This window comes from Buttiauxella ferragutiae (assembly GCF_022637515.1).
Classification (GTDB): Bacteria; Pseudomonadota; Gammaproteobacteria; order Enterobacterales; family Enterobacteriaceae; genus Buttiauxella; species Buttiauxella ferragutiae.
Genome location: NZ_CP093332.1, coordinates 4,738,893 through 4,765,768, shown reverse-complemented (window position 1 = coordinate 4,765,768; position 26,876 = coordinate 4,738,893). Strand labels below are relative to the sequence as shown.

At 50.6% G+C, this 26,876-nt stretch carries 27 protein-coding genes; 8 read left to right on the top strand and 19 right to left on the bottom strand.

What is annotated here, in order from left to right; translation table 11 throughout:
- The first annotated feature begins 3 nt into the window (after window positions 1–3).
- Window positions 4–231, top strand: a complete 228-nt coding sequence (gene rpsR, locus MNO13_RS21985) for a 30S ribosomal protein S18 (protein WP_002210155.1) — start codon at window positions 4–6, stop codon at window positions 229–231.
- A 39-nt stretch (window positions 232–270) separates the two neighbouring features.
- Window positions 271–723, top strand: coding sequence for a 50S ribosomal protein L9 (rplI, locus tag MNO13_RS21980; RefSeq protein WP_064515713.1), 453 nt, complete (start codon window positions 271–273; stop codon window positions 721–723).
- A 79-nt stretch (window positions 724–802) separates the two neighbouring features.
- On the opposite strand, the gene MNO13_RS21975 is transcribed toward rplI, so the two are convergent.
- Window positions 803–1,390, bottom strand: coding sequence for an OapA family protein (locus MNO13_RS21975; RefSeq protein ID WP_064540693.1), 588 nt, complete (start codon window positions 1,388–1,390; stop codon window positions 803–805).
- Between the two features lie 264 nt (window positions 1,391–1,654).
- On the opposite strand from MNO13_RS21975, the gene fklB reads away from it, so the two are divergent.
- Window positions 1,655–2,275 (top strand): BamJ family beta-barrel-assembly machinery protein, encoded by a 621-nt coding sequence (gene fklB, locus MNO13_RS21970; RefSeq protein WP_064540691.1) that lies wholly within the window; start codon window positions 1,655–1,657, stop codon window positions 2,273–2,275.
- Between the two features lie 289 nt (window positions 2,276–2,564).
- A complete protein-coding gene (gene cycA / locus MNO13_RS21965) occupies window positions 2,565–3,977 on the top strand; it encodes a D-serine/D-alanine/glycine transporter (RefSeq protein ID WP_064540688.1) in 1,413 nt (470 codons plus the stop codon).
- Window positions 3,978–4,057: 80 nt separating this feature from the next.
- On the opposite strand, the gene ytfE is transcribed toward cycA, so the two are convergent.
- The 4 genes from ytfE to MNO13_RS21945 form a co-directional block, all read right to left on the bottom strand.
- Window positions 4,058–4,720, bottom strand: coding sequence for an iron-sulfur cluster repair protein YtfE (gene ytfE, locus MNO13_RS21960; RefSeq protein ID WP_064540685.1), 663 nt, complete (start codon window positions 4,718–4,720; stop codon window positions 4,058–4,060).
- An 84-nt stretch (window positions 4,721–4,804) separates the two neighbouring features.
- Complete coding sequence (locus MNO13_RS21955; protein ID WP_064540682.1) at window positions 4,805–5,779, bottom strand: DMT family transporter; 975 nt, start codon at window positions 5,777–5,779, stop codon at window positions 4,805–4,807.
- Window positions 5,780–5,857: 78 nt separating this feature from the next.
- On the bottom strand, window positions 5,858–6,682 hold the full coding sequence (locus MNO13_RS21950) for an AraC family transcriptional regulator (protein WP_064540679.1): 825 nt from the start codon (window positions 6,680–6,682) through the stop codon (window positions 5,858–5,860).
- 63 nt (window positions 6,683–6,745) lie between these two features.
- Window positions 6,746–7,594 carry an SDR family oxidoreductase gene (locus MNO13_RS21945; protein ID WP_241939317.1) on the bottom strand — a complete coding sequence of 283 codons (849 nt, stop codon included), beginning with the start codon at window positions 7,592–7,594 and terminating at the stop codon, window positions 6,746–6,748.
- Between the two features lie 91 nt (window positions 7,595–7,685).
- Here MNO13_RS21945 and MNO13_RS21940 point away from each other — a divergent pair, with 91 nt between their 5' ends.
- Window positions 7,686–8,081, top strand: a complete 396-nt coding sequence (locus MNO13_RS21940; RefSeq protein WP_241939316.1) for a winged helix-turn-helix transcriptional regulator — start codon at window positions 7,686–7,688, stop codon at window positions 8,079–8,081.
- A 4-nt stretch (window positions 8,082–8,085) separates the two neighbouring features.
- Here the strand turns inward: MNO13_RS21940 and MNO13_RS21935 are convergent, their stop codons facing one another.
- Window positions 8,086–10,017, bottom strand: coding sequence for a bifunctional 2',3'-cyclic-nucleotide 2'-phosphodiesterase/3'-nucleotidase (locus MNO13_RS21935; RefSeq protein WP_241939315.1), 1,932 nt, complete (start codon window positions 10,015–10,017; stop codon window positions 8,086–8,088).
- A gap of 313 nt (window positions 10,018–10,330) precedes the next feature.
- On the opposite strand from MNO13_RS21935, the gene cysQ reads away from it, so the two are divergent.
- Entirely contained in the window at window positions 10,331–11,071 is a 741-nt protein-coding gene (cysQ, locus tag MNO13_RS21930; protein ID WP_133522971.1) for a 3'(2'),5'-bisphosphate nucleotidase CysQ, read from the top strand.
- A 4-nt stretch (window positions 11,072–11,075) separates the two neighbouring features.
- Here the strand turns inward: cysQ and MNO13_RS21925 are convergent, their stop codons facing one another.
- On the bottom strand, window positions 11,076–11,633 hold the full coding sequence (locus tag MNO13_RS21925; protein WP_064540663.1) for a YtfJ family protein: 558 nt from the start codon (window positions 11,631–11,633) through the stop codon (window positions 11,076–11,078).
- Window positions 11,634–11,971: 338 nt separating this feature from the next.
- On the opposite strand from MNO13_RS21925, the gene MNO13_RS21920 reads away from it, so the two are divergent.
- A complete protein-coding gene (locus MNO13_RS21920; protein ID WP_121266826.1) occupies window positions 11,972–12,178 on the top strand; it encodes a DUF1107 domain-containing protein in 207 nt (68 codons plus the stop codon).
- Window positions 12,179–12,240: 62 nt separating this feature from the next.
- Here MNO13_RS21920 and paeA read toward each other — a convergent pair whose 3' ends face one another.
- The 7 genes from paeA to MNO13_RS21885 all read right to left on the bottom strand — a co-directional run bounded on the left by paeA (window position 12,241) and on the right by MNO13_RS21885 (window position 19,946).
- The gene (paeA, locus tag MNO13_RS21915) at window positions 12,241–13,578 is read right to left on the bottom strand and encodes a polyamine export protein PaeA (protein ID WP_064540660.1); all 1,338 of its coding nucleotides are present in this window, start codon (window positions 13,576–13,578) and stop codon (window positions 12,241–12,243) included.
- Between the two features lie 282 nt (window positions 13,579–13,860).
- Window positions 13,861–16,008, bottom strand: coding sequence for a peptidase domain-containing ABC transporter (locus MNO13_RS21910; RefSeq protein ID WP_241939314.1), 2,148 nt, complete (start codon window positions 16,006–16,008; stop codon window positions 13,861–13,863).
- Window positions 16,008–17,261, bottom strand: coding sequence for an HlyD family secretion protein (locus MNO13_RS21905; protein ID WP_241940095.1), 1,254 nt, complete (start codon window positions 17,259–17,261; stop codon window positions 16,008–16,010). Before MNO13_RS21905 ends, MNO13_RS21910 begins: the two co-directional genes overlap by 1 nt.
- Before the next feature lie 236 nt (window positions 17,262–17,497).
- Entirely contained in the window at window positions 17,498–17,776 is a 279-nt protein-coding gene (locus MNO13_RS21900) for a hypothetical protein (RefSeq protein WP_241939313.1), read from the bottom strand.
- Entirely contained in the window at window positions 17,773–18,144 is a 372-nt protein-coding gene (locus MNO13_RS21895; protein ID WP_241939312.1) for a hypothetical protein, read from the bottom strand. The genes MNO13_RS21900 and MNO13_RS21895 overlap by 4 nt, the downstream gene beginning before the upstream one ends.
- A gap of 9 nt (window positions 18,145–18,153) precedes the next feature.
- On the bottom strand, window positions 18,154–19,290 hold the full coding sequence (locus MNO13_RS21890; RefSeq protein ID WP_241939311.1) for a glycosyltransferase: 1,137 nt from the start codon (window positions 19,288–19,290) through the stop codon (window positions 18,154–18,156).
- A 476-nt stretch (window positions 19,291–19,766) separates the two neighbouring features.
- Window positions 19,767–19,946: a hypothetical protein gene (locus MNO13_RS21885; RefSeq protein ID WP_121814456.1), complete on the bottom strand. Its 180-nt coding sequence runs from the start codon at window positions 19,944–19,946 to the stop codon at window positions 19,767–19,769.
- Window positions 19,947–20,076: 130 nt separating this feature from the next.
- On the opposite strand from MNO13_RS21885, the gene MNO13_RS21880 reads away from it, so the two are divergent.
- Window positions 20,077–20,433 (top strand): hypothetical protein, encoded by a 357-nt coding sequence (locus MNO13_RS21880; RefSeq protein ID WP_241939310.1) that lies wholly within the window; start codon window positions 20,077–20,079, stop codon window positions 20,431–20,433.
- 118 nt (window positions 20,434–20,551) lie between these two features.
- On the opposite strand, the gene MNO13_RS21875 is transcribed toward MNO13_RS21880, so the two are convergent.
- The 5 genes from MNO13_RS21875 to hflK all read right to left on the bottom strand — a co-directional run bounded on the left by MNO13_RS21875 (window position 20,552) and on the right by hflK (window position 26,752).
- The gene (locus tag MNO13_RS21875) at window positions 20,552–20,818 is read right to left on the bottom strand and encodes a type II toxin-antitoxin system ParD family antitoxin (protein WP_121814454.1); all 267 of its coding nucleotides are present in this window, start codon (window positions 20,816–20,818) and stop codon (window positions 20,552–20,554) included.
- Between the two features lie 64 nt (window positions 20,819–20,882).
- Window positions 20,883–22,781 (bottom strand): heavy metal translocating P-type ATPase, encoded by a 1,899-nt coding sequence (locus MNO13_RS21870; RefSeq protein WP_241939309.1) that lies wholly within the window; start codon window positions 22,779–22,781, stop codon window positions 20,883–20,885.
- Window positions 22,778–23,818 carry an SPFH domain-containing protein gene (locus MNO13_RS21865; RefSeq protein ID WP_232887237.1) on the bottom strand — a complete coding sequence of 347 codons (1,041 nt, stop codon included), beginning with the start codon at window positions 23,816–23,818 and terminating at the stop codon, window positions 22,778–22,780. Before MNO13_RS21865 ends, MNO13_RS21870 begins: the two co-directional genes overlap by 4 nt.
- A complete protein-coding gene (gene hflC, locus MNO13_RS21860; RefSeq protein WP_202914391.1) occupies window positions 23,811–24,788 on the bottom strand; it encodes a protease modulator HflC in 978 nt (325 codons plus the stop codon). The genes MNO13_RS21865 and hflC overlap by 8 nt, the downstream gene beginning before the upstream one ends.
- Complete coding sequence (hflK, locus tag MNO13_RS21855; RefSeq protein WP_064540632.1) at window positions 24,785–26,752, bottom strand: protease modulator HflK; 1,968 nt, start codon at window positions 26,750–26,752, stop codon at window positions 24,785–24,787. The genes hflC and hflK overlap by 4 nt, the downstream gene beginning before the upstream one ends.
- Between the last annotated feature and the right edge of the window lie 124 nt (window positions 26,753–26,876).

Below are 26,876 nucleotides of genomic sequence, written 5' to 3'. Positions count from 1 at the left end.
CTAATGGCACGTTATTTCCGTCGTCGCAAGTTCTGCCGTTTCACCGCGGAAGGCGTTGTAGAGATTGATTATAAAGATATCGCTACACTGAAAAACTACATCACTGAAAGTGGTAAAATTGTCCCGAGCCGTATTACCGGTACTCGTGCAAAATACCAGCGTCAGTTGGCTCGCTGCATCAAGCGCGCTCGTTACCTTTCTTTGTTGCCATATACTGATCGTCATCAGTAATCGGCCACTGTCCATTAATGACTTTGAGAGGATAAGGTAATGCAAGTTATTCTGCTTGATAAAGTAGCAAACCTGGGTAGCCTGGGTGATCAGGTTAACGTTAAAGCGGGTTATGCTCGTAACTTCCTGGTACCACAGGGCAAAGCTGTTCCTGCTACCAAGAAAAACGTTGAATTCTTCGAAGCACGCCGTGCAGAACTGGAAGCTAAATTAGCTGACGTTCTGGCTGCTGCTGAAGCTCGCGCTGCGAAGATCAACGCACTCGAAACTGTTACTATCGCGTCTAAAGCTGGCGACGAAGGTAAACTGTTCGGTTCCATCGGTACCCGTGACATCGCTGACGCTGTAACTGCAGCTGGCGTTGAAGTGGCTAAGAGCGAAGTTCGTTTACCGAACGGCGTTCTGCGTACCGCTGGTGAGCATGAAGTGGACTTCCAGGTTCACAGCGAAGTATTCGCTAAACTGATCGTAAACGTTGTTGCTGAAGCGTAATTTTCGCTGATTCACACGTAAAGACGCCGGCCTTGTGCCGGCGTTTTGCATTTCTGTATCCGCTAAATCAAATCAGCTGTTAACGAGCACGCTCAAAGCTGCCATCCGGCTGGCGTGTAAACAGCACTTGCTGATCGTTACCAATATCAATTGTCAGCCCTGTCACCACGCCACTGGCATTCTGGCGAATCTGCACCATCTGCCCGGTTTGCAAAGTACTCAGCGGTTTATTGTTGCCCTCTACCTGCGCCATTGAATAAACATCAGCGGGCGGTAAATTATGATCGCGGAACAGCTGCGCCATGGTTTGCCCGGACTCTACACGGTATGAACGCCATTGCTGCTCTATATCATTATTGGCTTGTGGGGTTGGCGCTTGTGGCTGTTCCTCAACGCGAGAAGGTTCGACAGGCGTCGCTGGTTCAGTATTGGCTGGTGGGTTGACTAAGTGGGCACGAATTGGGGATTGTGATTCAATGGAGAGCTGCGCATCGCGGGTGACCGGACGGACTGTCTCATCAGGCATTGGCCACAGAAATCCTGTCACGACGACCAGTGTCGCAATAATAATGCCGCGGCGATGCAAGGCCGGCAGTGGGTCCATCAGCCGGATGTTATCGGGTGCGTGCCAAATCCGCGCAAGCCAGGGTTTAATAGCGAATCGCATCAGCAACACTCCTCATATACACAATGTGCTCTGTCATTATCCCTTCCATTATAGAACGCTAACTATTTGATGCATTGCACAATCCAGGTTTATGTGACGTTCTACTCGTCATCTAACTCGCTATTGCCACTGATATTTAGCATTCATTCAAACCATTGTTCCTGTTTCGTCTGCATTTGTCACCTTTGCCGCTTTTGCATTTTACCCAATAGATTGACGCTGCTATGCTGCTGGCCTGCTTTTAAATACATTAAAGGAAAACCCATGACGACCCCTTCTTTTGACAGCGTCGAAGCGCAAGCAAGTTACGGTATTGGTTTACAGGTAGGTCAACAACTCAGTGAATCTGGTCTGCAAGGCCTGCTGCCAGAAGCGCTGGTAGCGGGTTTGCGTGATGCTCTGGAAGGGAATGCTCCGGCAGTTCCAGTTGACGTGGTTCATCGTGCACTGCGTGAAGTCCACGAGCGTGCTGATGCTGTTCGCCAGGAACGCCAGAAAGAAATGGCTGTTGAAGGTCAGAAATACCTGGAAGAAAACATCTCCAAAGAAGGCGTGAGCAGCACTGAATCTGGCCTGCAATTCCGCGTTCTGACTCAAGGCACTGGTCCAATCCCAGCGCGTAAAGATCACGTTCGTGTGCATTATACCGGCAAACTGGTTGATGGCACCGTGTTTGACAGCTCCGTACAACGTGGTGAGCCTGCTGAGTTCCCGGTAAGCGGCGTTATCGCAGGCTGGATTGAAGCGCTGACTCTGATGCCTGTTGGCTCAAAGTGGGAACTGACTATTCCTCATAACCTGGCTTATGGTGAGCGTGGCGCTGGCGCGTCCATTCCTCCGTACAGCACCCTGGTTTTTGAAGTTGAACTGCTGGAAATTCTGTAAGCGTTCAAATAACCCTGCTTCGGCGGGGTTTTCACTTGCCTGAATATTAGTTCGCATTATTTTATTCTGGTTTTACTTCTGCATAAGGTGCTTTTGTGATGCAATTCTCGCTATTAGGGTGATTATGTACACAAAAACAACATAAAATTAACAATATTGTTTTTTTCAGATATTCACCCCATCAATTCTTCCCTATTATTGTCGCTGCCTTGCAGTGCAACATTTCGGCAACATCACATTTCAAAGGCCAGTAGAGCCTGAACACCACAGACAGACAGGAACATACAACATGGTAGATCAGATTAAAGTAGCTGACGTAGCTGAAGCTCCGTCCGAACAGTCGCTACGGCGCAACTTAACTAACCGTCACATCCAACTTATCGCCATCGGCGGTGCCATCGGCACAGGTTTATTCATGGGCTCGGGTAAAACCATCAGCCTTGCTGGCCCATCGATAATTTTTGTTTATATGATCATCGGATTTATGGTGTTCTTCGTCATGCGCGCCATGGGCGAATTGCTGCTATCAAATCTTGAATACAAGTCGTTTAGTGATTTCGCCGCAGACTTGTTAGGCCCATGGGCAGGCTACTTCACCGGCTGGACATACTGGTTTTGTTGGGTAGTCACCGGTATGGCTGACGTCGTGGCCATTACGTCCTATGCGCAATTCTGGTTCCCTGGATTATCGGATTGGGTTGCGTCAGTGGCAGTCATCCTGATACTGCTGAGCCTGAACCTCGCCACCGTTAAAATGTTCGGTGAAATGGAGTTCTGGTTTGCGATGATCAAAATTGTCGCTATCGTTGGGCTGATTGTCCTTGGCGGGGTGATGATTTTAACCAATTTCCACTCTCCGTCTGGCGTTGAAGCATCCCTCAATAACCTGTGGAATGACGGTGGCTGGTTCCCTAAAGGGCTGAGCGGCTTCTTTGCCGGATTCCAGATTGCGGTGTTCGCGTTTGTAGGCGTTGAACTGGTAGGGACAACCGCTGCTGAAACCAAAGACCCAGAGAAATCACTGCCGCGTGCGATTAACTCGATTCCGGTGCGTATTATCGTGTTTTACGTCCTGGCGCTGATCGTGATTATGTCCGTGACACCATGGCGTTCTGTGGTCGCAGATAAAAGTCCGTTTGTTGAATTGTTTGTTCTGGTCGGCTTGCCAGCTGCGGCGAGCATCATCAACTTCGTGGTGCTGACTTCAGCAGCTTCTTCTGCCAACAGCGGCGTGTTCTCCACCAGCCGTATGTTATACGGCCTGGCACAAGATGGTGCAGCGCCGAAGGCTTTTGCGAAACTGTCTAAGCGCGCGGTTCCGGCGAAAGGTTTAACCTTCTCCTGCATCTGCTTGTTGGGTGGCGTGGTGATGCTTTATGTGAATCCGAACGTCATTACCGCTTTTACGATGATCACTACCGTTTCGGCGATTCTGTTCATGTTCGTCTGGACGATTATTCTGTGCTCGTACCTCGTGTATCGTAAACAGCGTCCGCATCTGCATGAGAAATCTATCTACAAAATGCCGCTCGGTAAGCTGATGTGCTGGGTATGTATGGCGTTCTTCGCGTTTGTGATTGTGCTGCTGACGCTGGAAACGGATACCCGCCAGGCCCTGATGGTGACGCCATTGTGGTTTGCGGTGTTAGGTGTGTGCTGGATGTTTATCGGCAAGAAGCGCATTGCGGCAATGCGTAAGTAATTTTTTAGCCCTCACCCTAACGGTATGGTTTTCCCCCTCTCCCTGAGGGAGAGGGCCGGGGTGAGGGTTATCTTACTGATTTATTCCCCAGCTAACGCCCGTGGGAACAGCACATTATTCTCAAGACTAATGTGGTTCATTAAGTCATCAATCAATTCGTTAATCCCGTTATACATGGCTTTCCACGTGGTGCAGGCTTCTGGCGGTGGTGTCACATTATTGGTGGTATGTTTGATGACCTCCAGCAATTCACCCGCTTCATCATGCTCGCTTTCCATCACGCTAATTGGGCCGTTCGCCTGTGAACCCATACCTTGTTTGATCATCGGGAACAGGATCTGTTCTTCTTTCATCATATGGCTGCTCAGTTCCTGATGCAGCATGGTGAGATATTTCGCCAGGCCTTTTGGTACATTCGGTTTATCTGCATGTACGCGCTCAACTTTTGTTGCCTGAAGAATCAGCTCTGGTAGTTGTTCGCGGTGACGGTCGTGGTAACGCACCAGAATATGGTCGATGATTTCGGCCAGCGGTGCCGCACGCCACTCTTTCTCAACTGGTTGTTCAGCAAGCGTTGCTAGTTCTGCTTCAATCGCATCAAGATCCAACTCTTTACGTGTCGCTGCACGTTCAAGTGTCTGCTTTCCGCCGCAGCAGAAATCGAGATCCAATTTACGGAACAGCGCGGAAGCGCGTGGAATGGTTAAAGCCAGTTCACCTAAAGCCTGGTCGCGGAAAGCCATGAGCAAATACCTCGTTGTCGATAATATAAGATGTATTTTAAATGCATCTTTATGTCGGCGCTATGACTATTTCGAGGTAAGACGCTATTTATCCGTCGTCATAACCACTTCAGCGATTGTACTTTTCTGCGGTTTCGTCAACACGGCCAGCACCACGCCCGCAACCAAACAGACGATGCCCAGTAATGTCATCAACGGCGGCCAGCTGTGGCGCAGCATAAATGTGTAAGCCAGTCCCGCCAGGGTTTCAAAGACGATTAACGGGCCGACGATTACCGTCGGTAAGCGCTGGCTGGCAATGTTCCAGCACAGCGCGCCCAGCCACGAACAAAATAGTGCAATGGCTAACATCAACGTTAAAAAGACTTCCGGACGTGGACCAAAGGGCAGGGCAAAGTCGCTGTCGGTGCGAGACATCCACAAGCAAACCGCGATGTATCCGATAAATGAAAACGGCAATATAGAAAGCCCTTGCGCAGTCGCCCACATCAGCGGGTTTTTATCCGGATTCTCACGCAGCCAACGGGCATTTCGCAGCGCATACCACGCCCAGCAGGCGACAGAAATAAACGCCAGCCCTATGCCGCTGATATATCGCCACCAACTGAAATCGAGCTCGCCGGTGCGTAATTCGGCGGTATTCACCATTACCAGGCCCAGCGCGATAATCACCAGCGCAGGTGCCAGCCGGTGCCACGGGAGCTTGCCATCACGCTTGCTATAAAGCAGGTTGGCAAATACCGGAATAACGACCGGCAGCGTGCCGATAATCATGGTGGAAATGGGCGCCCCGGTGCGCTGAATCGCGCTGGCCAGGCAGACGTAATAAATCAGATTGCCGATGGTCGAAAGCTTGAGCGCGGTGAACCAGTCAGTGCGGGTCAACTGGCGCAGACGCTGGCGTCCAAACCAGGCCAACGGGAGCGCAATCAGCCCCAGCGCCAGATAGCGTCCGGTTGACTGCATTGCAGCAGGGTAATCAGGAACAATCAGTGGCCCCACGAAAATCAGCCCCCACATCAACCCAGCCAGCAGGGCGTACAACACACCAGTTAACATTTTCTTCATCCACTTAAATGCTTTGCATAGAGTGTAGGTGTGGACTGGAGGAAAATATTGTACCAGCTTGCGGTATTGCTAACGGGCGACCTGCTTTTGATAACGCACCGGCGTGATGCCATAACGCTGGGAAAAGGCGCGAGTCAGATGGGCCTGATCGGTGAGTCCGCTAGCAGCGGCAACTTGAGCGGCGGGCATCCCATTCGTCAGGAGTCGCTTGGCGTGCCACAGGCGAATCGCCATCAGCATCTGATGCGGCGTGGCGTGGAAATGGGCTTTAAACATGCGTTGAAAGTGATAAGGACTCAGAGAAACCACGGCGGCAAGCTCATCAAGCGTTACTGGGTGCATATAATTATCGTGCAGATAGTCCCGAATTTGCTCAAAACGATGCGCCGACTCTTGCCGCGTCATGGGTAAATGGTGAGCATAAGGCTTAAACGTATCGATAAGATTCAGCAACAATCCTTGCTGAGCCAGCGGATCGTTTTCGTTCCATAACCCGTTAATCAAGCGTGATACGTGGCTCGCCCGTAGCGGATCGCAAGTGACCACTTCATTAAATGACCAGTTACGCGAACCCGTCACCGCTTCGAGAATGTCCGGTTCGAGATAAATCATGCGGTACTGCCAGCCATCTTCGGTAGCCGCTTCACCAGTATGCAGTTCATCAGGGTTCATCAACACTAACGAATCCGTGGCGGCGACATGCTGCACACCGCGATAACGAAAACGCTCGGCCCCCATAGTCACAGTGCCAACACCAAAGGCTTCATGAGTGTGCGGTTCAAAGGCGTAACGAGAAATATGCGCGTGATAAAGCTCAACGCCGGGCAGCTGTGGCAGATGCCGGAATTGAGCGTGGTCTTTTTCATCACTGAACTGTTCAGGAACGCCTTGCACATTAATCTCCGTCAGGACACCCCGTAAGTATAGGGATGTCCTGGTTTAACGGAAAGTTAACAATTACAGCGCAGAACGCACGCTTTCGGCAAGTGAGGTGGTTGGGCGGCCAATCAACTGACTCAACTGGCGGCTATCCTCGAACAGGCCACCTTTCGATGCGCCAGCATCGGAGTTTGCCAGCATTGCGGCTAACCCTTCTGGCAGGCCAGCACCGAGCAAAGCCGCTTTAAAATCAGCTTCTGGCAGGTTTTGATACACCACGGTTGTGCCGCTTTGTTTCGTCAATTCTGCCGTCAGCTCAGATAGCGTCCAGCCGTGGTCGCCAGCCAGTTCGTAAACTTTGCCCGCCTGGTTGTCGAGGGTCATCACTTTTGCGGCAGCAGCCGCATAATCTGCACGCGTGGCCGAGGCGATTTTGCCTTCTCCGGCGCTGCCAATAAATGCACCATGTTGCAGTGCTGGCGGCACGCTGGCGAGGTAGTTTTCGGTGTACCAACCGTTGCGCAGCAGCACAAATGGAATGCCTGATTGTTTAAGCATTTCTTCGGTTGTGATGTGTTCATCTGCCAGACCGAGCGGTGAAGAATCGGCATGCAGCAGGCTGGTATAAGCAATCAGTTTCACGCCCGCTTCTTTGGCGGCTTCAATCACGTTGTGGTGCTGAACCGCACGTTGACCGACTTCGCTTGAAGAGATCAGCAGCAGTTTTTCAACGCCACGCAGCGCTTGCACCAGCGCGGTTTTATCTTCATAACTGGCCGCACGAACCTGAACGCCACGCTCAGAAAATGCCTTAATTTTTGCTGGGTTACGCACAATAGCAACCAGTTGGTCAGCAGCAACAGTTTTCAGTAATTCCTCAACAACGAGTTGGCCCAGTTGGCCGGAAGCTCCGGTAATCGCGATCATGATAAATCTCCTGTGGGGGTTCTGCTTAAGTTGTGCCACACTATCACCAGCACTAACTTTTAGTAAGTACGCACAAAAAGGTAAGTATGAAATGAGTGAGATTGAGAACCGCCCGTTGTCGTTAACCGAGCAAATGCGTGATGGCAATTTGTTCGCCGAACAATGCCCGTCGCGAGATGTGTTAAAGCACGTCACCAGCCGTTGGGGCGTGCTGATTCTGGTGGCCTTGCAGGGTGGTACACATCGCTTTAGCGACCTGCGCCGTAAAATGGGCGGGGTGAGTGAAAAAATGCTCGCGCAAACGCTGCAATGGCTGGAGGCCGACGGTTTCGTGAATCGCAAATCCTACCCGGTGGTACCGCCGCATGTGGAATACAGTTTGACGCCGTTGGGCTGTGAAGTGGCTGAGAAAGTGGCTGAACTGGCTGATTGGATCGAAGGGAATTTGCCAAGGGTAATGGCGTCCCACAGTGAGCGGGACGCGTGAGTGATTACTTACTCAAATCCAACTGATAAATCGCAAAGCCGATTTCGTCGTTACCAACGTTTTTCATCGGATACTGGCCTTTATCTTTGATAAAGGTGGTGGCTTTCTCCGTCGGTGAAGTTTCAAAGCGAATATCTAATTTCTGATTACTGTGGATTGGCGCAAGGCGCCAGTTGTTATCGGCAGCCGGGTGAATCTCTTTGCTCGCGGTAATCCAGTTCGCCAGCACCGAGCGGTTCTCATCCGGCGAGGCGAAAGCGATATGGTTATCACCGGTACCTGCAAACTTGCCGCCGTAAGCGCGATAGTTATTGGTTGCCACCAGGAAAGTCGCGTTCGGGTCGATTGGCTTGCCTTTGAACGTCAGCCCTTTAATACGCTCGGCCTTCGGGTTCACCATCTGGCATTCGCCGTCGTAACGCGCCGGTTGCGACACATCAATCTGGTAATCGACGCCGTCGATAACATCAAAGTTATAGGTGCGGAAACCGTCCCAGTTGATCAGCGACTGTGGTTTGCTGCTGTTCACATCAATCTGATTAAACTGCCCAGCGGAACACTCCAGCCATTCCTTCACCTCTTTGCCCGTGGCTTTTACTACCACCAGCGTGTTCGGGTAAAGATACAAATCGGCGGCATTACGGAAGGTGAGCTGGCCTTTTTCCACTTCAACAAAACTGGCTGGGTCATTCTTACGCCCGCCGACTTTGAACGGTGCCGCAGCAGACAGCACCGGCAAATTCGCCAGATCCGGGTCGCCCTGAATGTATTTTTCAACGTAGGCGAGCTGCGCGTTATTGACCACTTGCACCGTAGGGTCATCCTGAACCAATGCCAGATAGCTGTACATATTGTCGGAGGATTTGCCGATTGGCTTGCTGACAAACTCGCGCGTGGCGTTGTGATCGTGCTTCATCACTTCCACCAGTTTGGCGTCTTCTGGCACCAGCGCTTTCTTCGCTACGCTGTCGTAGATTGGGCGTGCTTCTGCCTTGCTGCTGGTGACCTTCCACGAGCCGCTATCGTTGTTCAGCACCAAATCAACCACGCCAAGATGGTCGCCCCACATTCCCGGCATCACCGCCGGAATACCGTTCAGCGTGCCTTTATCAAGATCAACACCTTTGATATTGGCAAAATCTTTGCCAGGGAAAACAGCATGAGCGTGGCCAAACAGAATGGTATCTACACCCGGAACTTCGCTGAGGTAATAGACGGAATTTTCAGCCATCACATGATATGGGTCGCTGGACAAGCCGGAGTGGGCGATAACCACCACTAAATCCGCCCCATTTTTACGCATCTCAGGCACATACTGGCGGGCGGTTTCGGTAATATCTTTAACCGTCACTTTGCCTTCCAGATTGGTTTTATCCCACGTCATAATTTGTGGCGGCACAAAACCGATATAGCCAATGCGCAGCGTTTGCTCTTTGCCGTCTTTATCTTTCACTACCGTTTCTTTGATGACGTAAGGCGTGAACAGCGGTTTATTGGTTTTGGCATCAATGATGTTGGCATTCACATAGGGGAATTTCGCCCCGGATAACGCCATATGCAGGTAATCCAGCCCATAGTTAAATTCGTGGTTGCCGAGGTTGCCGACGGCGTAATCCAGCGTATTCAGCGCTTTATAAACCGGATGAATATCGCCTTTTTTCAGACCTTTGGCCGCCATGTAATCACCAAGCGGGCTACCCTGAATCAGATCTCCGTTATCCACCAGTACGCTGTTTAGCGTCTCACTACGGGCGGCATTGATTAAGCTTGCTGTCCGCACCAGCCCGAATTTCTCTGTCGGGGTGTCTTTGTAGTAATCGAAATCCATCATATTGCTATGCAGGTCGGAGGTTTCCAGGATTCGCAGGTCAACGGTTGCGGCGTTAACGCTGGTGGCAATCAGCATGGCAAGGATCGTTGCGCTAAACTTAATCATGTTAAAGGTCCTTTTTTAAAGCTAGTTCACAGAAGGCTATGTATATAAACGTTGTTGCTTACAATTTTGTGAAGTGTGCCAGAAATCAGAATCGTTAAACCGGAATCGCTTCACAGATGGCGCAACCCGACGCGATGAGATATATACCCGACATACTTCAAATTGCCTCATTGTTGGCTGCGTGAACGCGCCCGAATCACTTACTGATGTAAGCTCATCGGCACTTGTTCTCTTGCCGCCTCGATGCAATTTGAATTATTTAGGGTATAAGTAAAACAACAGGTTATTTGTGTGACACAACATGAGGTGGAGAATGTTAGATAAAATTTGCCAACTGGCTCGGGAGGCTGGAGTTGCCATCATGCAGGTTTATGAGGGGCAAAAGCCGCTGGAGGCGACCCATAAATCCGATGACTCACCCGTGACGGCAGCTGACATTGCGGCTCACACCATTATCCTGAAGGGGCTGCAAGCGCTTACGCCAGAGATTCCGGTACTTTCTGAAGAAGATCCGCAGACCTGGGAAACGCGCCAGCACTGGCAGCGTTATTGGCTGGTGGACCCGCTGGACGGCACCAAAGAGTTCCTGAAACGTAACGGCGAATTCACCGTCAATATCGCGCTTATCGAAAACGGCAAAGCCGTGTTGGGCGTGGTGTTTGCGCCAGTTCTGAACGTGATGTATAGCGCGGCAGAAGGCAAAGCCTGGAAGGAAGAAAATGGCGCGCGTAACCAAATCCATGTGCGCGATGCCCGCCCGCCGCTGGTGGTGATCAGCCGTTCACATGGCGACGACGAACTGAAAGAATATCTTCATCAGTTGGGTGAACACCAGACGACATCCATTGGTTCATCACTGAAGTTTTGCCTGGTGGCGGAAGGACAGGCGCAGCTTTATCCACGTTTTGGGCCAACCAACATCTGGGATACTGCAGCAGGCCACGCGGTTGCGGCAGCGGCTGGTGCACACGTTCATGACTGGCAGGGTAAGTCGCTCGACTACACCCCGCGCGAGTCATTCTTAAACCCTGGTTTCCGGGTCTCGATTTACTAAGCAGCTATTTACTCAACAGTTCTCGCAGCAGGCTTATCACCTGCTGCACTTCTTCCTGAGTCAGTGCGCCATCTTTGGCAAACTGAACACGGCCCTGTTTATCCAGCACCACAATCGCTGAACTGCCGGTTTCGAGCTGCCATGATTTTTGCGCTACGCCGTTGCTGTCGACGATAAATTGCGACCACGGATACTGAGTCTTGTTGCTCTCCAGGCTGCTGCGCACAAACATCCCGGTGCCAATAATCGCGTCATCGGTGTTCACAATCGTGGTGGTTTGATAGCGGTCATGGGGGAATTTAGCCGCTTTAATTGCTTCAACGACACCGGCATTTTTCTCTTTCGCACTGGTGCGCCCGGCAATAAGTTGCAGCGTTCGCACTTTCCCCACCAGCTGCGCGCTATTCCAGCTTTTGTAGCTAAACTTATCATTATCGAGCATCAACTCACCTTTATCCGTAATGCCAATCGGTGAGACACGCTGATTTTTCTCGAAATTATGTGCCGATGCTGCAAGAGGTAACAGCAACAGGGCAAGCGCAAGGGTTGTGCGTAGGGACATGATGACTCCTTATCTTATTATTGGCGAAAGATTGCAGGTGATCCGACCACTCGTCGTGACGTTTTAAGCATATGTGCTGAATAGCTTTCTGTCCCGCAACAACAATGCCAGTTTGCGGGGTGCCGCACATATCCCTGTAATTCGAAGGCTTAAGCTTAGATTTGTTTACATTTGCAAAGATTATTCTGAGAAATTGTAATCATACGGTAAATAAGATTGTGCAAACTAGGTGTCGGTTTGTATATGGACTATAGTTTCCAGGCACCAAATTTTCCGCCTCGTTTTGTCGGGCCAAATGTGGAACCGCAGGGGCGTTAACACTGCAGGAGAGAAGAAGAATGAAAATTTTCCAACGGTACAACCCGCTTCAGGTGGCGAAGTACGTGAAAATCCTGTTTCGTGGACGGTTGTACATCAAGGACGTTGGCGCTTTTGAATTTGATAAGGGCAAGATTCTTATCCCAAAAGTGAAAGATAAGCAGCATCTATCTGTTATGTCAGAGGTAAACCGCCAGGTTTTGCGTATGCAGGCGGAGATGGCTTGAAGCCATAAGTAGTACCAAAAACGGCACCCGAGGGTGCCGTTAGTGTTTCTGGATTTTGAGAATTAAGCTGCGTTCTGTTCTTCACCATCCGCCGGTTTTGGCGTCAACGGCGTTGGTTTATTATCGATACGTGTCACCAGCAACTGGTCGATGCGGTAGTTATCAATATCCACCACCTCGAATTTGTAGCCAGAAAACTTCACTGAATCAGTACGCTTCGGGATTTTACGCAGCATAAACATCATGAAGCCGCCAATGGTTTCATAGTTGCCAGACTGCGGGAACTCATCGATATCCAACACGCGCATCACGTCATCAATCGGTGTGCCGCCTTCAACCAGCCAGGAGTTTTCATCACGAGCAACAATTTGCTCCTCCATGCCCTGGCCGACCAGGTCGCCCATCAGTGTGGTCATCACGTCGTTCAGCGTAATGATACCCACCACCAGCGCGTACTCGTTCATGATAACTGCAAAGTCTTCACCCGCAGCTTTGAAGCTTTCCAACGCTTCGGACAGCGTCAATGTATCGGGAACAATCAGCGTATTACGCAGATGCACGCCACTGTTGAGCGCAAGGCTTTGGTTGCCCAATACGCGGTTCAGCAACTCTTTTGAATCAACATAGCCGACGATATGGTCGATATCGCCATTACACACCAGGAACTTGGAGTGAGGATGCTCGGCGATTTTATTCTTCAGACTCTGCTCGTCGGTATGCAAATCAAACCAGATGATATTTTCGCGCGACGTCATGGATGACGGCACGGTACGCGATTCCAGCTCGAACACGTTCTCAATCAACTCATGCTCTTGCTTACGCAACACTCCCGCCAATGCACCCGCTTCAAAAACGGCATACACATCATCGGAGGTGATGTCGTCATTGCGCACCATCGGCAGTTTGAAAATGCGGAAAATGACGTTGGCCAGGCCGTTGAAGAACCACACCAGCGGACGGAAGATAAACAGACAGAAGCGCATCGGGTTGATGATTCGCAAAGCAACAGATTCAGGCGAAATCATACCGATGCGTTTCGGAGTGAGGTCTGCAAACAAAATGAACAGGCTGGTGACCAGCGTGAAGGAAAGAATAAAGCTCAATTGGTCAGCCATTTCTGGGGAGAAAAAACGCTCCAGAAGGACTTTAAAAGCCGGGGAAAACGCTGCGTCACCGACGATACCGCCGAGAATGGCTACCGCGTTCAGGCCAATCTGCACCACGGTAAAGAACATGCCAGGGCTTTCCTGCATTTTCAGTACGCGTTGTGCGTTCAAGTTGCCCTCATCAGCCAGCAGCTTGAGTTTGATTTTGCGGGATGCAGCCAGTGAGATTTCCGAAATAGAGAAGAACGCACTGACGGAGATAAGAAGAAGTATTAATAAAATACTGTTTAACATAGTTTATCCGGCTTTAGAGCCAGAGCCTCGGAAGGAAAGTTGAAAATCTAAGGGTTAGTACATTTTGACTGCCAGTCCGTGGAGGTTGGGCCAGCAATTTCAACGGGTAGTATAGCGTAAGGGTGTGTGAGGCTGCCAGAGGACAAAAACCGCTTTCGTAGGGCGGGTAAGCGCAGCGCCCCCGCCGGAACCGGCGCAAATGGTGGATGACGATCTTCGCTTATCTTTCTATAACTGGAACTGGAATTAATCATCCTTTGATTTCACTTTTTCTCCTGTCACCTAATTCTCGGTGATCTCCTCAAAGAGCGCTCCTCTATCCATAATGAGAATGCGATCTGCTGAAGCCAGGGTTTCTGGGCGGTGAGCAATGAGCAGTACCGGAATACCGGATTGGCGCAACGTCTGACTAATAATAATTTCGCTTTCTACATCCAGATGGCTGGTGGCTTCATCCAGTAATAAAAAGCCAGGTTTCTTGTACAATGCCCTCGCCAGTAGAATACGTTGCTTCTGCCCGCCGGAAAGCCCTCCACCGGTTTCGCCAATTAATGTCTGGTATCCCATCGGCATTGCCATAATATCGCTGTCAATCAGTGCCAACCTTGCGCACAGCATCATGCGTTCTGAGTTGCGCTCTTCACTAAAGAAAATGATGTTATCGGCGATAGACCCGCGGAATAGATGGTCTTCCTGCAATACGGTTCCTATGCGCTGTCGAACCTGAAAATAATCTGGATGAGTATGGGGGATGCCGAAAGTCCGGATAACGCCTTCATCTGGGGTATGAATCCCCAGGATAAGTTTTACCAGAGTCGATTTCCCACAGCCGGATTTCCCCGTGATGGCCACGACCTCACCTGGGTTTAGAGTCAGCGATATATCATTGATAACCTGAGTATTGCTACCTCTATGGCTGAAGGTAATGTGCTCCAGTGATAACGGGGAAGATGTTTCACTTGAGACTATCCCCTGAACCATTGGGGTAATGTCCTGCATGCTGTTATCCGGCGGTACACCCTGTTGCTGCCCTTCAGCAGGGCTCATCACAATATCGGCCAGCCGTTCGTTATAAATATCCAACATGCGCCACGAAAAAAACTTGTCTGTCAGGCTGCTGATACTGGAAGAAAAGCGCCCCTGATAGGATAGATAAGCAACGAGCATACCGACAGTAAAGGTTCCGTTCAGGACTTCACCCGCCCCTTTCCACAGAATAATGGCTGATACCAGACTGCCTGTCAGTGTGTGCGCAATGTCATAGCACATGGTCAGTCGACTCTGGCGTAACTGTGTGTTTCTGCGGGTCACATTGAGGTTAAGCCAGGCTGCTTCACGTTGAGCAATAACACCATTGATCCGCAAGCTTAGGATGCCATTCAGAGTTTCAATAAAATGGCTGGACTCCCGCGCTCCTGCATCCCAGGTATCTTCTGCGGATTGCCGCAAAGACGGATACCAAATCGCTCTCAGCAGTGCGTAGACAACCGACGCCACTATGGCTATCAGTGTCATTTCCGGGCTGTATAACAACATCATGCTCAATGACGTCACGACAAGCAGTACATCCAGAATGCCTTCCAGTATCTGTGTGGTCAGCGCCTGCTGGATAGTATCTACGGCGCCGAAGCGAGCACTAATACTCCCTTTACTTCTGGCATCAAACCAGGTCAGGGGAAGACGTGTCAGATGATGAAAAACCCGTGCGGTCCACTGCATATTAAAATTGACGGACAGGGTAATACTGGCCCACTGACGGGCCAATGACAGCAGCAACTGAGTCAAGGACAGCAGTATCAGGGCGATAATGATAGTAGTTAGCAGACTCTGGTCGGCTGCTACCAGCACTTCATCAATCACCATTTGGTTAAGCAGGGGGCTACCCAGCGTTAGGATCTCCAGCGCAAGGGCAAAAATAATGATCCGCATCATGGCCGGAATTAAACCGGGAGTTTTACCAGTGAGTTGGCGGAGGCGGAATTTTTTTCTTTCATCACGTGGTGAAAAATCGCCAGCAGGAGTCAACTCCAGAGCGATCCCGGTAAAGTGCTTACCTACCTCCTGCAGGGAAAGTGTGAGTTTTCCCCGGTCAGGATCGTGTATCACCAGCCTGTTTCCCCGAACCTTATGAAGCACAACAAAATGGTTCATGTTCCAGTGGAGAATACAGGGGAGTGCCAGCGACTTCAGATCGTCAGGTTCTAGTCTGACTGCGCGGGATGACAAACGAATACCCGACGCACATTCAATCAGCCGCTGAAGGGTTATTCCCTGCGTACTGATACTGAAGCGTTCGCGCAGCGTGGGTAAATCGGTCTGCAAACCATGCCAGCAGGCCATCATCGCCAGGCAGGCCAAACCACACTCGGCAGACTCCGTCTGACGGATCACAGGAAGATGCTTCCTTCCAGTCCATTTCAGCGCTTCCATTACAGTTTTCCTTTCAGGATCCAGAGTGGCTCGGTCAGCCATTCCCACAGGTGTCGGGTATCAAGACTGACATCCCCTTCAAGGGTCATGCCGGGGAGCAACGGTTCTTTTCGCCCGTAAGCCAGAATAAAAGTATGTTCAGGTTCCACAATCACCCGATAGTGGCCTTCATTTTCTTTCCAGGTAACAGGGGAAACGGCGAGTAAATCGGAGGAAGTCAGCGTCGTCCGGCTAATTTCGCGGATAGTGCCATATTGAACGCCGAATTTTTGATAAGGGAAAGCGGCAAACCGCAGAGCAACCCGTTGCCCTGGCTGTATAAAGCCTGCGTTCTGGCTGGTCGCGTAGAGTTCAATCTGCAGGCGGGCATTATCTGGTACCAGCGTCATGACCGGTTCTGCGGTTGTGACAGACTGTCCTTGCCTGACGAGTACTGCGGCCACGGTTCCGGATACTGGCGAGGCTAGCGTGAAATTTTCCTGTCCTGCCAGCTCAACCTGCTGCTGCCTGATGCCCTGTAGTTGCCTGTCTATCTCTGCCTGCCGGCTTTCGCCCTGCGTGATGAGATGGTTCAGATCATCTTCTGCTGCATCCAGCGTGGTATGCAGTTGCAGAAGCTGCTGACGCTGGTTCTCGACGTTTTCCTGTGCTGCGGAGACCTCGATTTGCTTCTGCTGATACTCGATATCTGAAACGTAATGGGTGGACACGAGCTTCTGGTAGCGGCTCATGACGGAGGCTGACAGTTGCGCCTGATGTTCAGCCTGACTGAGGCGTTCTTCTGCGCTTTTTATTTGCGGCTGAAGTGATGAAATCCGCTGCCGGGTGGCCTGTTGCAGCTGGCTATTATCGCGTTGTTCCAGCGTTTGCTGTGAAACCAGCATCGAATACTGAGTTTTGAGGGACAGGCTCATGGCTGCCAGCGTACCAGCTCCTTGCCCGTTATAGCGTTCACCACTGATATGGTAAAGCGGGGAACCGACAGTCACATGTTGGCCTTCTGAAACCGTTAAATTTGTGACATATCCGCTATATTGCGGCGTGATTTTTATCAGCCCAGTGGAAGGCATCACAATGCCGGATAGTGGGGCTTTACGGGTATACTGACCAAAATAGAGGAAAGTGAAAATTAAGATAATTAATCCAATCGTTGCTGTTGCACTGAACGACAGACCAAACGAGGCCGGGATAATAATTTTACCATACCCTGTATTATTTTGGTTATCGATGACTTCACTTCTGAATAAGGGCATTTTTATGAAGGTAAGGGCAAGAGCATTCATACTTGAATATAGTGCCATGGGAAGAAAAAGACCTTTAGTGATGACTCTCGTATAAGTCAGTATTAAGCCGATTACGAACATAAGACTATACTCAAATTTCTATTAAGGTTAGGTTTTCCGGACGGATAACTACAATGACGACGTGCTTATGAATGAAGATCATCCCACCTCACAACAACAAAATATGAGGGGGATCATGTTAAAGATCACCAACCAGCACAGCCCATATTATTGTTGGTGCCAATGTGCTCAGGTCCATCGGCAAAATTTCCATCATTACAGTTTCTCCCAATAATTCCACCGATCCCATTCATGATATTACTCCATCCGTCATGATAGGCATCATGGCCATTACCAGAACTACCACTATTTCCACCAGAATTATTTCCTTGTCCATTATCATGTTCGGCGCTTCCACCAGAGACTAATGACAACTGAAACTCGTCTGTGATTTCTTTAATTGCTAGTCTATGTTTTTTACTCATTTATGAATTACCTTTTTAATATCTGTGATTGCTACATCTACATTTTTTGTACTGTAATTGAAATAATCAAGGTGTATTATTTTGTTTTTTGGTATGTCTCCTCTTGCAAACATAAGTTTAAGTCCCGGGGTGACTAAAACTATGTCAGGACTTTGTTGTAGAATTTCATTGCTATCGGCGTGGGTATTATCTTTAATTATATCCCATGGTAAATGATAAGAAACAACTTTGTTCTGTAGCGCAATGATATAGTCGTCAGGATTAATAATAAATGGCGACAAAGGATTCCCTTGCATCATTAATGGGCTAAAACATCGAGAAAAACTGGGTGTACAAACAATATAAACCTTAATAATTCTATCTTCCATTTTATCTCCTCATATTCCATGCTTGGACAATAGTTTCATGTACTTATTCATTATGCTTGTTTGAAAATCATTGTTTTTCAAACTAAGAAATATTTTTCCTGCATGTTCAATATACCCATTTTCATACATGCAAATTGCAAGTAGTTGATCAATATGATATCCATCTGAATGCATGGAAAATGAATGATTGTTATTCTCATTAATGTAATCAATTGCTTGTAATAATATATTATTGATGTGTGATTTCCATTTTAATATTTCCCTCATTTTTTTATAGTAAAATGTGTTCCCATTGTTTGGGTGAATATCATCCATCGCCTCTAATATTTCGGAGTAGTTTTCATAACTAAAGTCCGCTAATTTTAAGGTGGATATAAGATCTAGAATTAAAAAACTATAGACAGACTTTTTTTTCTTACCATATCCATCTAATATAACTTTATCTATATCAATTAAATGTGACATGGTGAAATAAATTTCATTATATGAAACCATACCCATTAAATCCCTGCAATAAAAAAATATCCATCGCAAGTTATTGGGTTCTATGGAGATGTTAAGCAAGTTTAGTTTTTTATTTCTGTCTTGCTTTTTTTTACTTTCTTGGATCTCATTTTTATATCCATCGTGTTGGATTATTATACTGCTAAAGAATTTTACTATGTTGCTTACTCGAGTATTCCTTATATCTTCATGGACAAACCCGAAGTAGTAAAACCCATGCTTCAAAAAAAAACCACGAGGGATAGATTTTAGTTTATGATTATCATGGTTATTAATTATGGGGCACAACGTGATTTTATGTTTATTTTTTGATTCTAAAATGAATCTAAAATTTTTGATTATATCAATTTTACTTGATAGAAGAACTTCATCAGCATCGATAAAAAAAATTGCATCACTAGTGCAGTTGTTAATTGCAACATTTCTAAGCTTACTAAAACTATCTTCCCATTCAACATTAAATAGTTTGAATTTAAATGGTGAGGATGAAAATTTTTCATTGATAATAATGTTTGTATTATCAGATGAACCACTATCGACAAATAAGTACTCATCAAATTTATGAAGAATACTTTCTATACATCGGCTTATACACCTCTCTTCATTTTTAACTATAACGGCTGCACAAATACTAAAAGTCATAACTCAATACCCGCGTTGACATTAAATTAATAAAACATTTATTAGCCTCTAAGATGCAATTTAAGTAATACAACCGATTGGCAGTGGAGTTAAAGTGACTATTTGTAAAAAAATGTGTGCTTAACATGTGACAGGCTCTCAATATTGGATACAACACCCATTATTACTCGTGTTGAACAGTTTGTTCTTTTAATTTTCTGTTTCGCTAGATCGCTGCAAATTCAGATAATTCAGTGTGGAGGAACTCATTAATTTTTTAAATAAATTTGTTTATTGCATCGGCTTGAGAAAATAGTGGATGGTTTACTTACGGATGTGAATAAAGCCGAGAGGAGCGAACAAATTGGCAGCTGAATATAGCCTGCTAAGGCCAGTTACATAACCGCTTTCGTAGGGCGGGTAAGCGCAGCGCCCCCGCCGGAACCGGCGCAAATGGTGGATGACGCTAGTCGCTTATCCACCCTACAACTGATAGATCAGTGATCAGCTTTGATACCCTTTGACTGCAATTCTTTCCTGATGATGCGCTTAATCCAGGCTGAAACAGAAGCATCCCCATCAAGCTTCAATGCTTTTTGAATCCCTTCTTCGAGAGATGGCTCAACACGCAATGCGATCTGTTTATTTCCTTTCTTTTTAAATTCTATGATTGACATGTGTCTGACACCAATTTAAAGTGATTTTGTCATGCAAGTGTATGACATGAGTCATACAAAAACAACGAAGCCCAGCAGTGCGCTAACACTAACCGGGCCTCTAACCACAACCATTACTTAGGATAATGCTATGGCTGACGCTAATAGTAACACAGCAGCACAATCAACCGACCACACGTTTCCACACCTTGCCGATACGGATGTTCTTTATTCCGATATGGCAAACGCGATATCCGCAGTGAATCTCGATTCTTTAACCAGCGAAGAAGCTCTGGATCTTGCCAGCCAATGCGAAGAGAGCATTGCAGGGCTTTGCCACACGCTGCGCTTTATCGGTAAATCATTCGTTACCTTTGCGGATAGCAATGTGGTGGAGTTTTCACAAGAAACACTTTGCCAGGTGGGGCACGGGATTGCGGCGATTAGCTCACTGATTCCTGTGCTGCATGGCCTTGAACGCAAGGCGGATGCTTGTTGCCTGGAGTGACCCAATAAAGATTGCTGATACAGGTCACATAACCTCTTTCGTAGGGCGGGCAAGCGTAGCGCCCCCGCCAGAACCGGTGCAAATGGTGGATGACGCTAGTCGCTTATCCACCCTACAACTACGATTTATCCTCATTTGATTTCACCTTTTCTTTCATCCGTTTTAGAAAAGTATCCTGTTCCCAGATTTGTGGAGCTCCGCTGCTGATGCCTTCAGCAAGCAGGTCGCGCAACTGCTGTAATCTGGACTCCGCCTGTTTTTCCCGCAGCAGCCGCAAGGCATCCCGCAAGACTTCACTTTGCGTTCGGTAATCCCCTGAATCGACTAATGAATCAATAAAATCACGCAGTTCTTCACCGAGATCGACCGTTACTGTTCGTGCCATCAAAATCTCTCCATGTAAGACTTGTTCTTACAAATAGTATAAATTTTGCCAACGCCAATTTCCATCACCCGCTCAATTTTTCTTCAAACCTTAATATCCGCCCGGCATTGCCCAGCACCAGCAGCGTGCTCAGGTTATGCAGTATCGCGGCAATCACCGCGCCGGATGCGCCGAGCCAGCCGAAAGCGGCGGCGGCAACAATCACCACTGTCCAGCCCAGGCCAATCAGCACGTTCACTTGCAGCGTGCGGCGGCACAGGCGGCTTAAGCGCACGCAGGTTCCCAGGCGGCGTAAGTCACCGCCAATCAACACGATATCGGCGGATGCCATAGCGATATCCGAGCCGCCAGCGCCCATCGCCACGCCGACGACGCCCGCTTTGAGTGCCAGTGAATCGTTGATGCCATCACCGACCACCATGGGCCGGAAGCCGTTGTCGATTTGCGTGCTGACTTGTTGCAGTTTATCGGCGGGCAGCGCTCCGGCGATCACGTCATTGATGCCGACCTTTTTGGCGATGCGTTCTGCCACAGCCTGGCGGTCGCCGGTCAATAATAATTGCTGATTCAAACCCAGTTCACGCAGTTCTGCCATCGCGCTGGCCGCTTCGTCACGTAGGCTGTCTGCCAGTAAAATCCAGCCACGGAAGCGGCCTGCCAGCACCAGCCCGACAATCGGCCCATCGTGTGGCGGTTCTTCGGGTAAATCAGCCAGCTGCGTTTTTAAAAGCTCATGCCTGCCGAGAAACGCTTCGCCCGAACTTGTCGTCGCTGATACGCCTAATCCTTGATGTTCATAAACATTTTCAAGCTGCGGCCATGCGCTTTGCGGGGCGATATTCACCAGCGCGCGGCTGACCGGATGGTTGCTGGTTGCGCCAAGACTTGCCGCCAGGGCAGAGATAATTTCCGGTGATTCTCCTGCTTGCGGGCGTAACTCATGAAGTTGCAGTTTGCCGTGCGTCAGCGTGCCGGTTTTATCGATGATCACCGCGTTCAGTTCGGCGAGTTCTTCGAGGAAGGCCGCACCACGGATTAAAATACCGTGGCGTGCTGCGACGGTAAGCCCAGCAATGGAGGTCGCGGGCGCGGAAAGCACCAGCGCACACGGGCAAGCGGCAACTAACACCGCTAACATCGCCTGAGCGTTTTGCGTCAAAAACCAGGTGCTGGCAGCGATTAACAACACCAGCAGCAGATAACGCGCCGCGTGGCGTTCAAGCAAACGGGTAATTGGCGGGCTGGCTTGCTCGGCACTTTGCATCAGGGCAATCACGCGCCCAAGCGTTGAGGTTTCTCCGGTGCGCGTGACTTCGATACGCAACCGCCCGTCGAGATTTATCGCGCCGCCATATACCTCCATGCCAGGTGTCACTTCCTGCGGTACCGATTCACCGGTAATCGGCGCGGTATCGAGGCTCGCCTGGCCTTCCAGCACGCGTCCGTCGGCAGGCAAGCGGTCGCCCGCGCGCACTTCTACAATATCGCCCGCCATCAGTTGATGGTTATCGACGTCATGCAAATGCCCCTCGGCATCAAAACGTCGCGCCCGGCTGCGCGTCAGTTTACTCAGTGATTCAATCGCTTCCTGCGAGCCAATTACGCTGCGCTCCTCAAGAATATGGCCGACGATCATAATCAGCGGTAACAGTGCGGCGGTGAGTAAATCTCCGGTCGCCCACGAACCGATCAGCGCGAGTGCTACCAGCTGATCGGTGATGCCGTGCAAGCTCGGGTAACGCAGGCTGTAAAAGGCGTGGCGCAAGACGGGGATGGCGACCATTAACGAGGCGCAGCCTAATAAAATGTCGGCTACGGCGATTTGCTCCGGTGCCATCCAGCGCCACAGCAAACCCAAAATGAGCGTGCCGCTGGCGACCAGCGCGAGGATTAACTGGCGAGTGATTTGTCGTTGTTCTTGATGCGACAGCGCGCTGCCGGGGTTCACTGAATGAGTTATCATGGTTTAGACGGTTCCTTTTTCCCGGCCGCTTGCAGGATCAAATTGGCATCATCCTGGGGGGATACGGTGACCACCGATTCGGCCTGCGCCAGAATCGCCGCAATGCGTTCGCGGTACACTCGCGCTAACAAATCCGGATCGTTATGGCTACCGGCCAGGCGGTTCACCATCGCGGTGTCAGACTGCGCTTTCGCCACTTTTTCTTGTGCCTGTGCTTGTGCGGTTTGGCGTAGCTGGTCGGCAAGCTGTGTCGATTTCTGGCGTATTAACGAAGCGTCGGTATTTGCGGTGGCAATCGCTTGTGACGCTTGCTGGCTGGCGGTTAATACCGCGTTGAAGGCGGTGACGGTGGTTTCCGGCAAAGTTGATTGCACGGTTACGCGCTCAAGCGTAATACCAAGTGGGCTGCCCGCCAGCGCCAGGCGTTGCAGATTCTGTTCGATATTGTGCTGCACATCGGCACGCAGGCGTTCGCGCTGTTGGGCGACATTTGAATCGCCGCTGACCATTTCTGGCCGCGCCACCAGAATTGTATCCAAATCCCGCGAGGCACAAACGGCAATGGCTGCGCGCTGTACCAGGCGGTCGAGTGCTGGCATCACATGCTCGCCCTGCAAGACATAAGCCATTGGTGTGACCACACGATAAAACACGCTGATATCCAGTTGCACCACGCCCGCATCGCCGGTTAACAAGTAACCGGAACCCGCCAGCGCATCGCTGCTGTCATCGCCGCGCTGCGCATCGGCTGAGCGTAACAGTGCGGTCACGTGATGTTCGATAACGCGGTCGGGCGCGGGAACCATCACCACATCGTCAATCGGCTTCGGCCAGGTTAACAACAAACCCGCTTCAGCCACGCGCTGTTGTGCGCCAAAGTGCAGCACCACCGCGCGGCTGTCGGCGGGGATTTGGCGAATGTTCGAGAACAACCACGACGCCGCAGCCAGCAACGTCAGCGCATACAGCGCATAAAAGGCAAGGCGTATGGATTGCGTCCACGGGCCAGCGGGTTTATTAACCTGATGCTCACTCATGGGTTTTATCCAGTTTCGGCCCTTCAACTAACAGGTGGAACGGCGCGGCATCGGTGCGTAACACCAGGCGAGTGCTGGAATTCACCACGCCACTGAGCGCATCAAGCTGGCGCAACAGGCTGTAAAGCTGAGGCGAGCTGGCATACGCCTTGCCATAAATTTCAGCGGCTTGCACCTGAGACTGCGCTTCAATATCTGCCGCCTGAACCTGCGCCTGAGCTTCAACAATGCGAGCATCCCGTTCTGCTGCCGAGCGGATTTCTGCGGCAGCGCGTTTGCCTTCGGCGGTGCGCTCGGTGGCAATGGTTTCGCGTTCGGCACGCATCCGGTCGACCGTGGCGTTCAGCGTGACCGCCGGTAATGTCAGGCGTTCAGTGCCAACTTGCACTAAACGGATGCCGTAACTTTCGAGCAGCGGCTGGCTGATTTGCGCCTGCAAATGGCTTTCAAACTGGTTCAGTTGCACTTGCTGGCTATCGGTATTGACCAGTTGCGCGAGGCTAAAACCGCTGGCGGTGGTTTCCAGCGCTGACCCTAAATAAGCGCGGATTTGCCGTGCCGCTTCATCGGGCTGGTTTTGCACCGCGCGCATAAAGCGCTGCACATGTTGCGGCGTGTTATCAACCTGCCAGACCGCATAAGACTGCACGATGATCCGCAGTCCGTCACGCGTACCAACATCCTGTAACCCGCTCGATGTGGTACGCAGCCGTAAATCCACAGCGGTCGCCATCTCAAACGGTGCGGGTAAGCGCCACGCCAGCCCAGGGTTGAGCAGCACGCGCACCGGGTTACCGAAGCGAGTAATGATCAGCGATTCGCCAGAGCGCACCTGCACCAGGCTTGCCGCCGCGACCAGCAAAGCAACCAGCAATCCCGCACCCGCAATACGCTTCCAGGCTTTGGTTTTGGGTGCATCGGAGTGATGGCTGTGATGGCAACCGCAACCATGATGATGTGAATGGCTCAACGGGAAGACTCCTGTGTCGGTTTGGATGGCGCGTCGCGCCGTGCTGCATCGTTCAATGAAGGAAACTCGCGCAGGTCGATAGTCGGTGGCGAGCCCGCGCCAATACGCTGGTCGATAATTAACAGCGGGCTGTGGCCGAGCGTCTGGTGCAGCTGGCTGTACCATAATTCATCAATAAACACCTGACCCGACTGCGCCACCGCCTGTTTTTGGGCGGCGAAACGCACCGCTGTGGCTTGTGCTTTGCTGGTCACATCGCTGGCATTCATCTGTGCCTGATTTTGGCGGGTGGTCGCGGTGGTTTGTGCGCTGGCCGCCAGTTCCGCCGCGTGCCCGCGTTCACGGGAAATCAGCGCCTGGGCAGAAATTTGTGCCGCCTGTACGCCATGAAAAGCATCCGCTGCACCAGCGGGTGGATGGATGGCTTCGACCACGGTCGATAACAGTTCGACGCCGGACTGCAGGCTATCGAGTTTTTGCTGCACCGCGCGGTTAATCTGGCTGGCTAAGGCGATGCGTTGCTCAGCCAATAACTGCTCAAGCGTCTGAGAGGAAAACTGATGCACCAGCACCTGGTTGGCAGCGCTGCGAATCAGTTCTGGCAGATTGGCACTGTTGTAAGTGGCTGCCAGCGCCGCGTTGTCGGTCAGGCCGATGCGCCACATAAAACGCACATCGCTATTAATGATTTGCAGGCTCTGCTGGCTACCACTTTGGCTGGCAATAATCTGTGCTTTATCAAAACTATGCACCGCGTCCCACAGGCGATCGGCACTTTGCGGTGCTTCACCTTCGGCGCTGGTCAATGGTTCCGCGGTGGTGCCGGGTTCTTCACCTGTGGCTAACTCGTGCACCTGGCCATTTTCCGTCAGCACCACTTGCCCGAATGGCCACGGCAGCCCGTAATGCAGGCCGGATGACAACACTTTTACCGGCTTACCAAAGCGTTCGTAAATTCCACGCTGCGTGGCAGAAATTTGCTGCAAGCCGGTCAGCAACCAGCCGCAAATCAGCATCACCGTCAGCACCGGTAAAAAAGCCCGCCGCAACACGGTAAACGCCCACAGCTGGCGCAAATCTATCCCAAAGTGTTGATGCAGCTCGCGCTGTAAAAAAAGCAGCGGGCGAGGCGGCCAAACGAGCTGCGCGGCCAGTTGGCTTTTGGCGAGGAAATCCGGTTCGCTATCTGCTTCTTTTGGCGGAGTAAACAGGGAAAACAGGCCGCGCAGCAGGAACTCAAGCGCGACCAGAATCACCAGCATGGCAGGGAGATCGACCAGTAACGGGAGGTTAGCCGCCGGGAAAATTAGCGCGATCAGGGTGAGACATTGCACCGCCAGAGCCAGGCGTAATAGCGGCGCAATAAATTTTGCTTCCGGCCAGGCTTCATCGACGGTGGCCGCCAGATGGCGTTCAGCCACCAGCGTGGTAAACATCGCCGTGGTAATTATCCCAACCGCCACCCAGCGCAAGTTGCCTTCATCCAGCGCCAGGTATTGCGTGGCAAAACCCACTTGCGCGACAAACAACACAAACAGCGCCATCGAAGCGAGCCAAATGCCATCACTCTTAAGCAACGCATTGATACGGCTGAAATTGACAGGAATCAGCGCCCCAAGCCGCTGGTAAATGGTCGGCGGGGGAGCGGGTTCGGTTTGTGCTTCAGGTTCTGGCACGGGGGCGAACTTCCCGGCGCGCCACTGGCAAATCCGCTGCGCATTAAATAAAGAGATCGCCAGCAAAATCAGGGCTGCGGCATTGCTGCTTAATAGCACCGGCCAGCGGGAAGATGACTCGAACATACTGACAACCAGCGCCACTAAAATCATCAGGAAGATCGCGGCGCTTAATCCGCCGACCAATCTGCCGGTCAGCCTGGCTTGCGCGGGGGCGAGAGAGTCACGCGCCTGGGAGCTAAACGGCGAGCGTTTGGTGGGTTCAGTCATTTGGGAGGGCTGTGTCATTGAGGTTTATTGTTACCATATAACATATCACGGCCAGCAATTATTCGTAAACGGAACGCGGGTAACGGTTTGTACAGTCTGATGTGAAGGGGGAATGAGCGGGCAACCAGAACGGATACCCGCG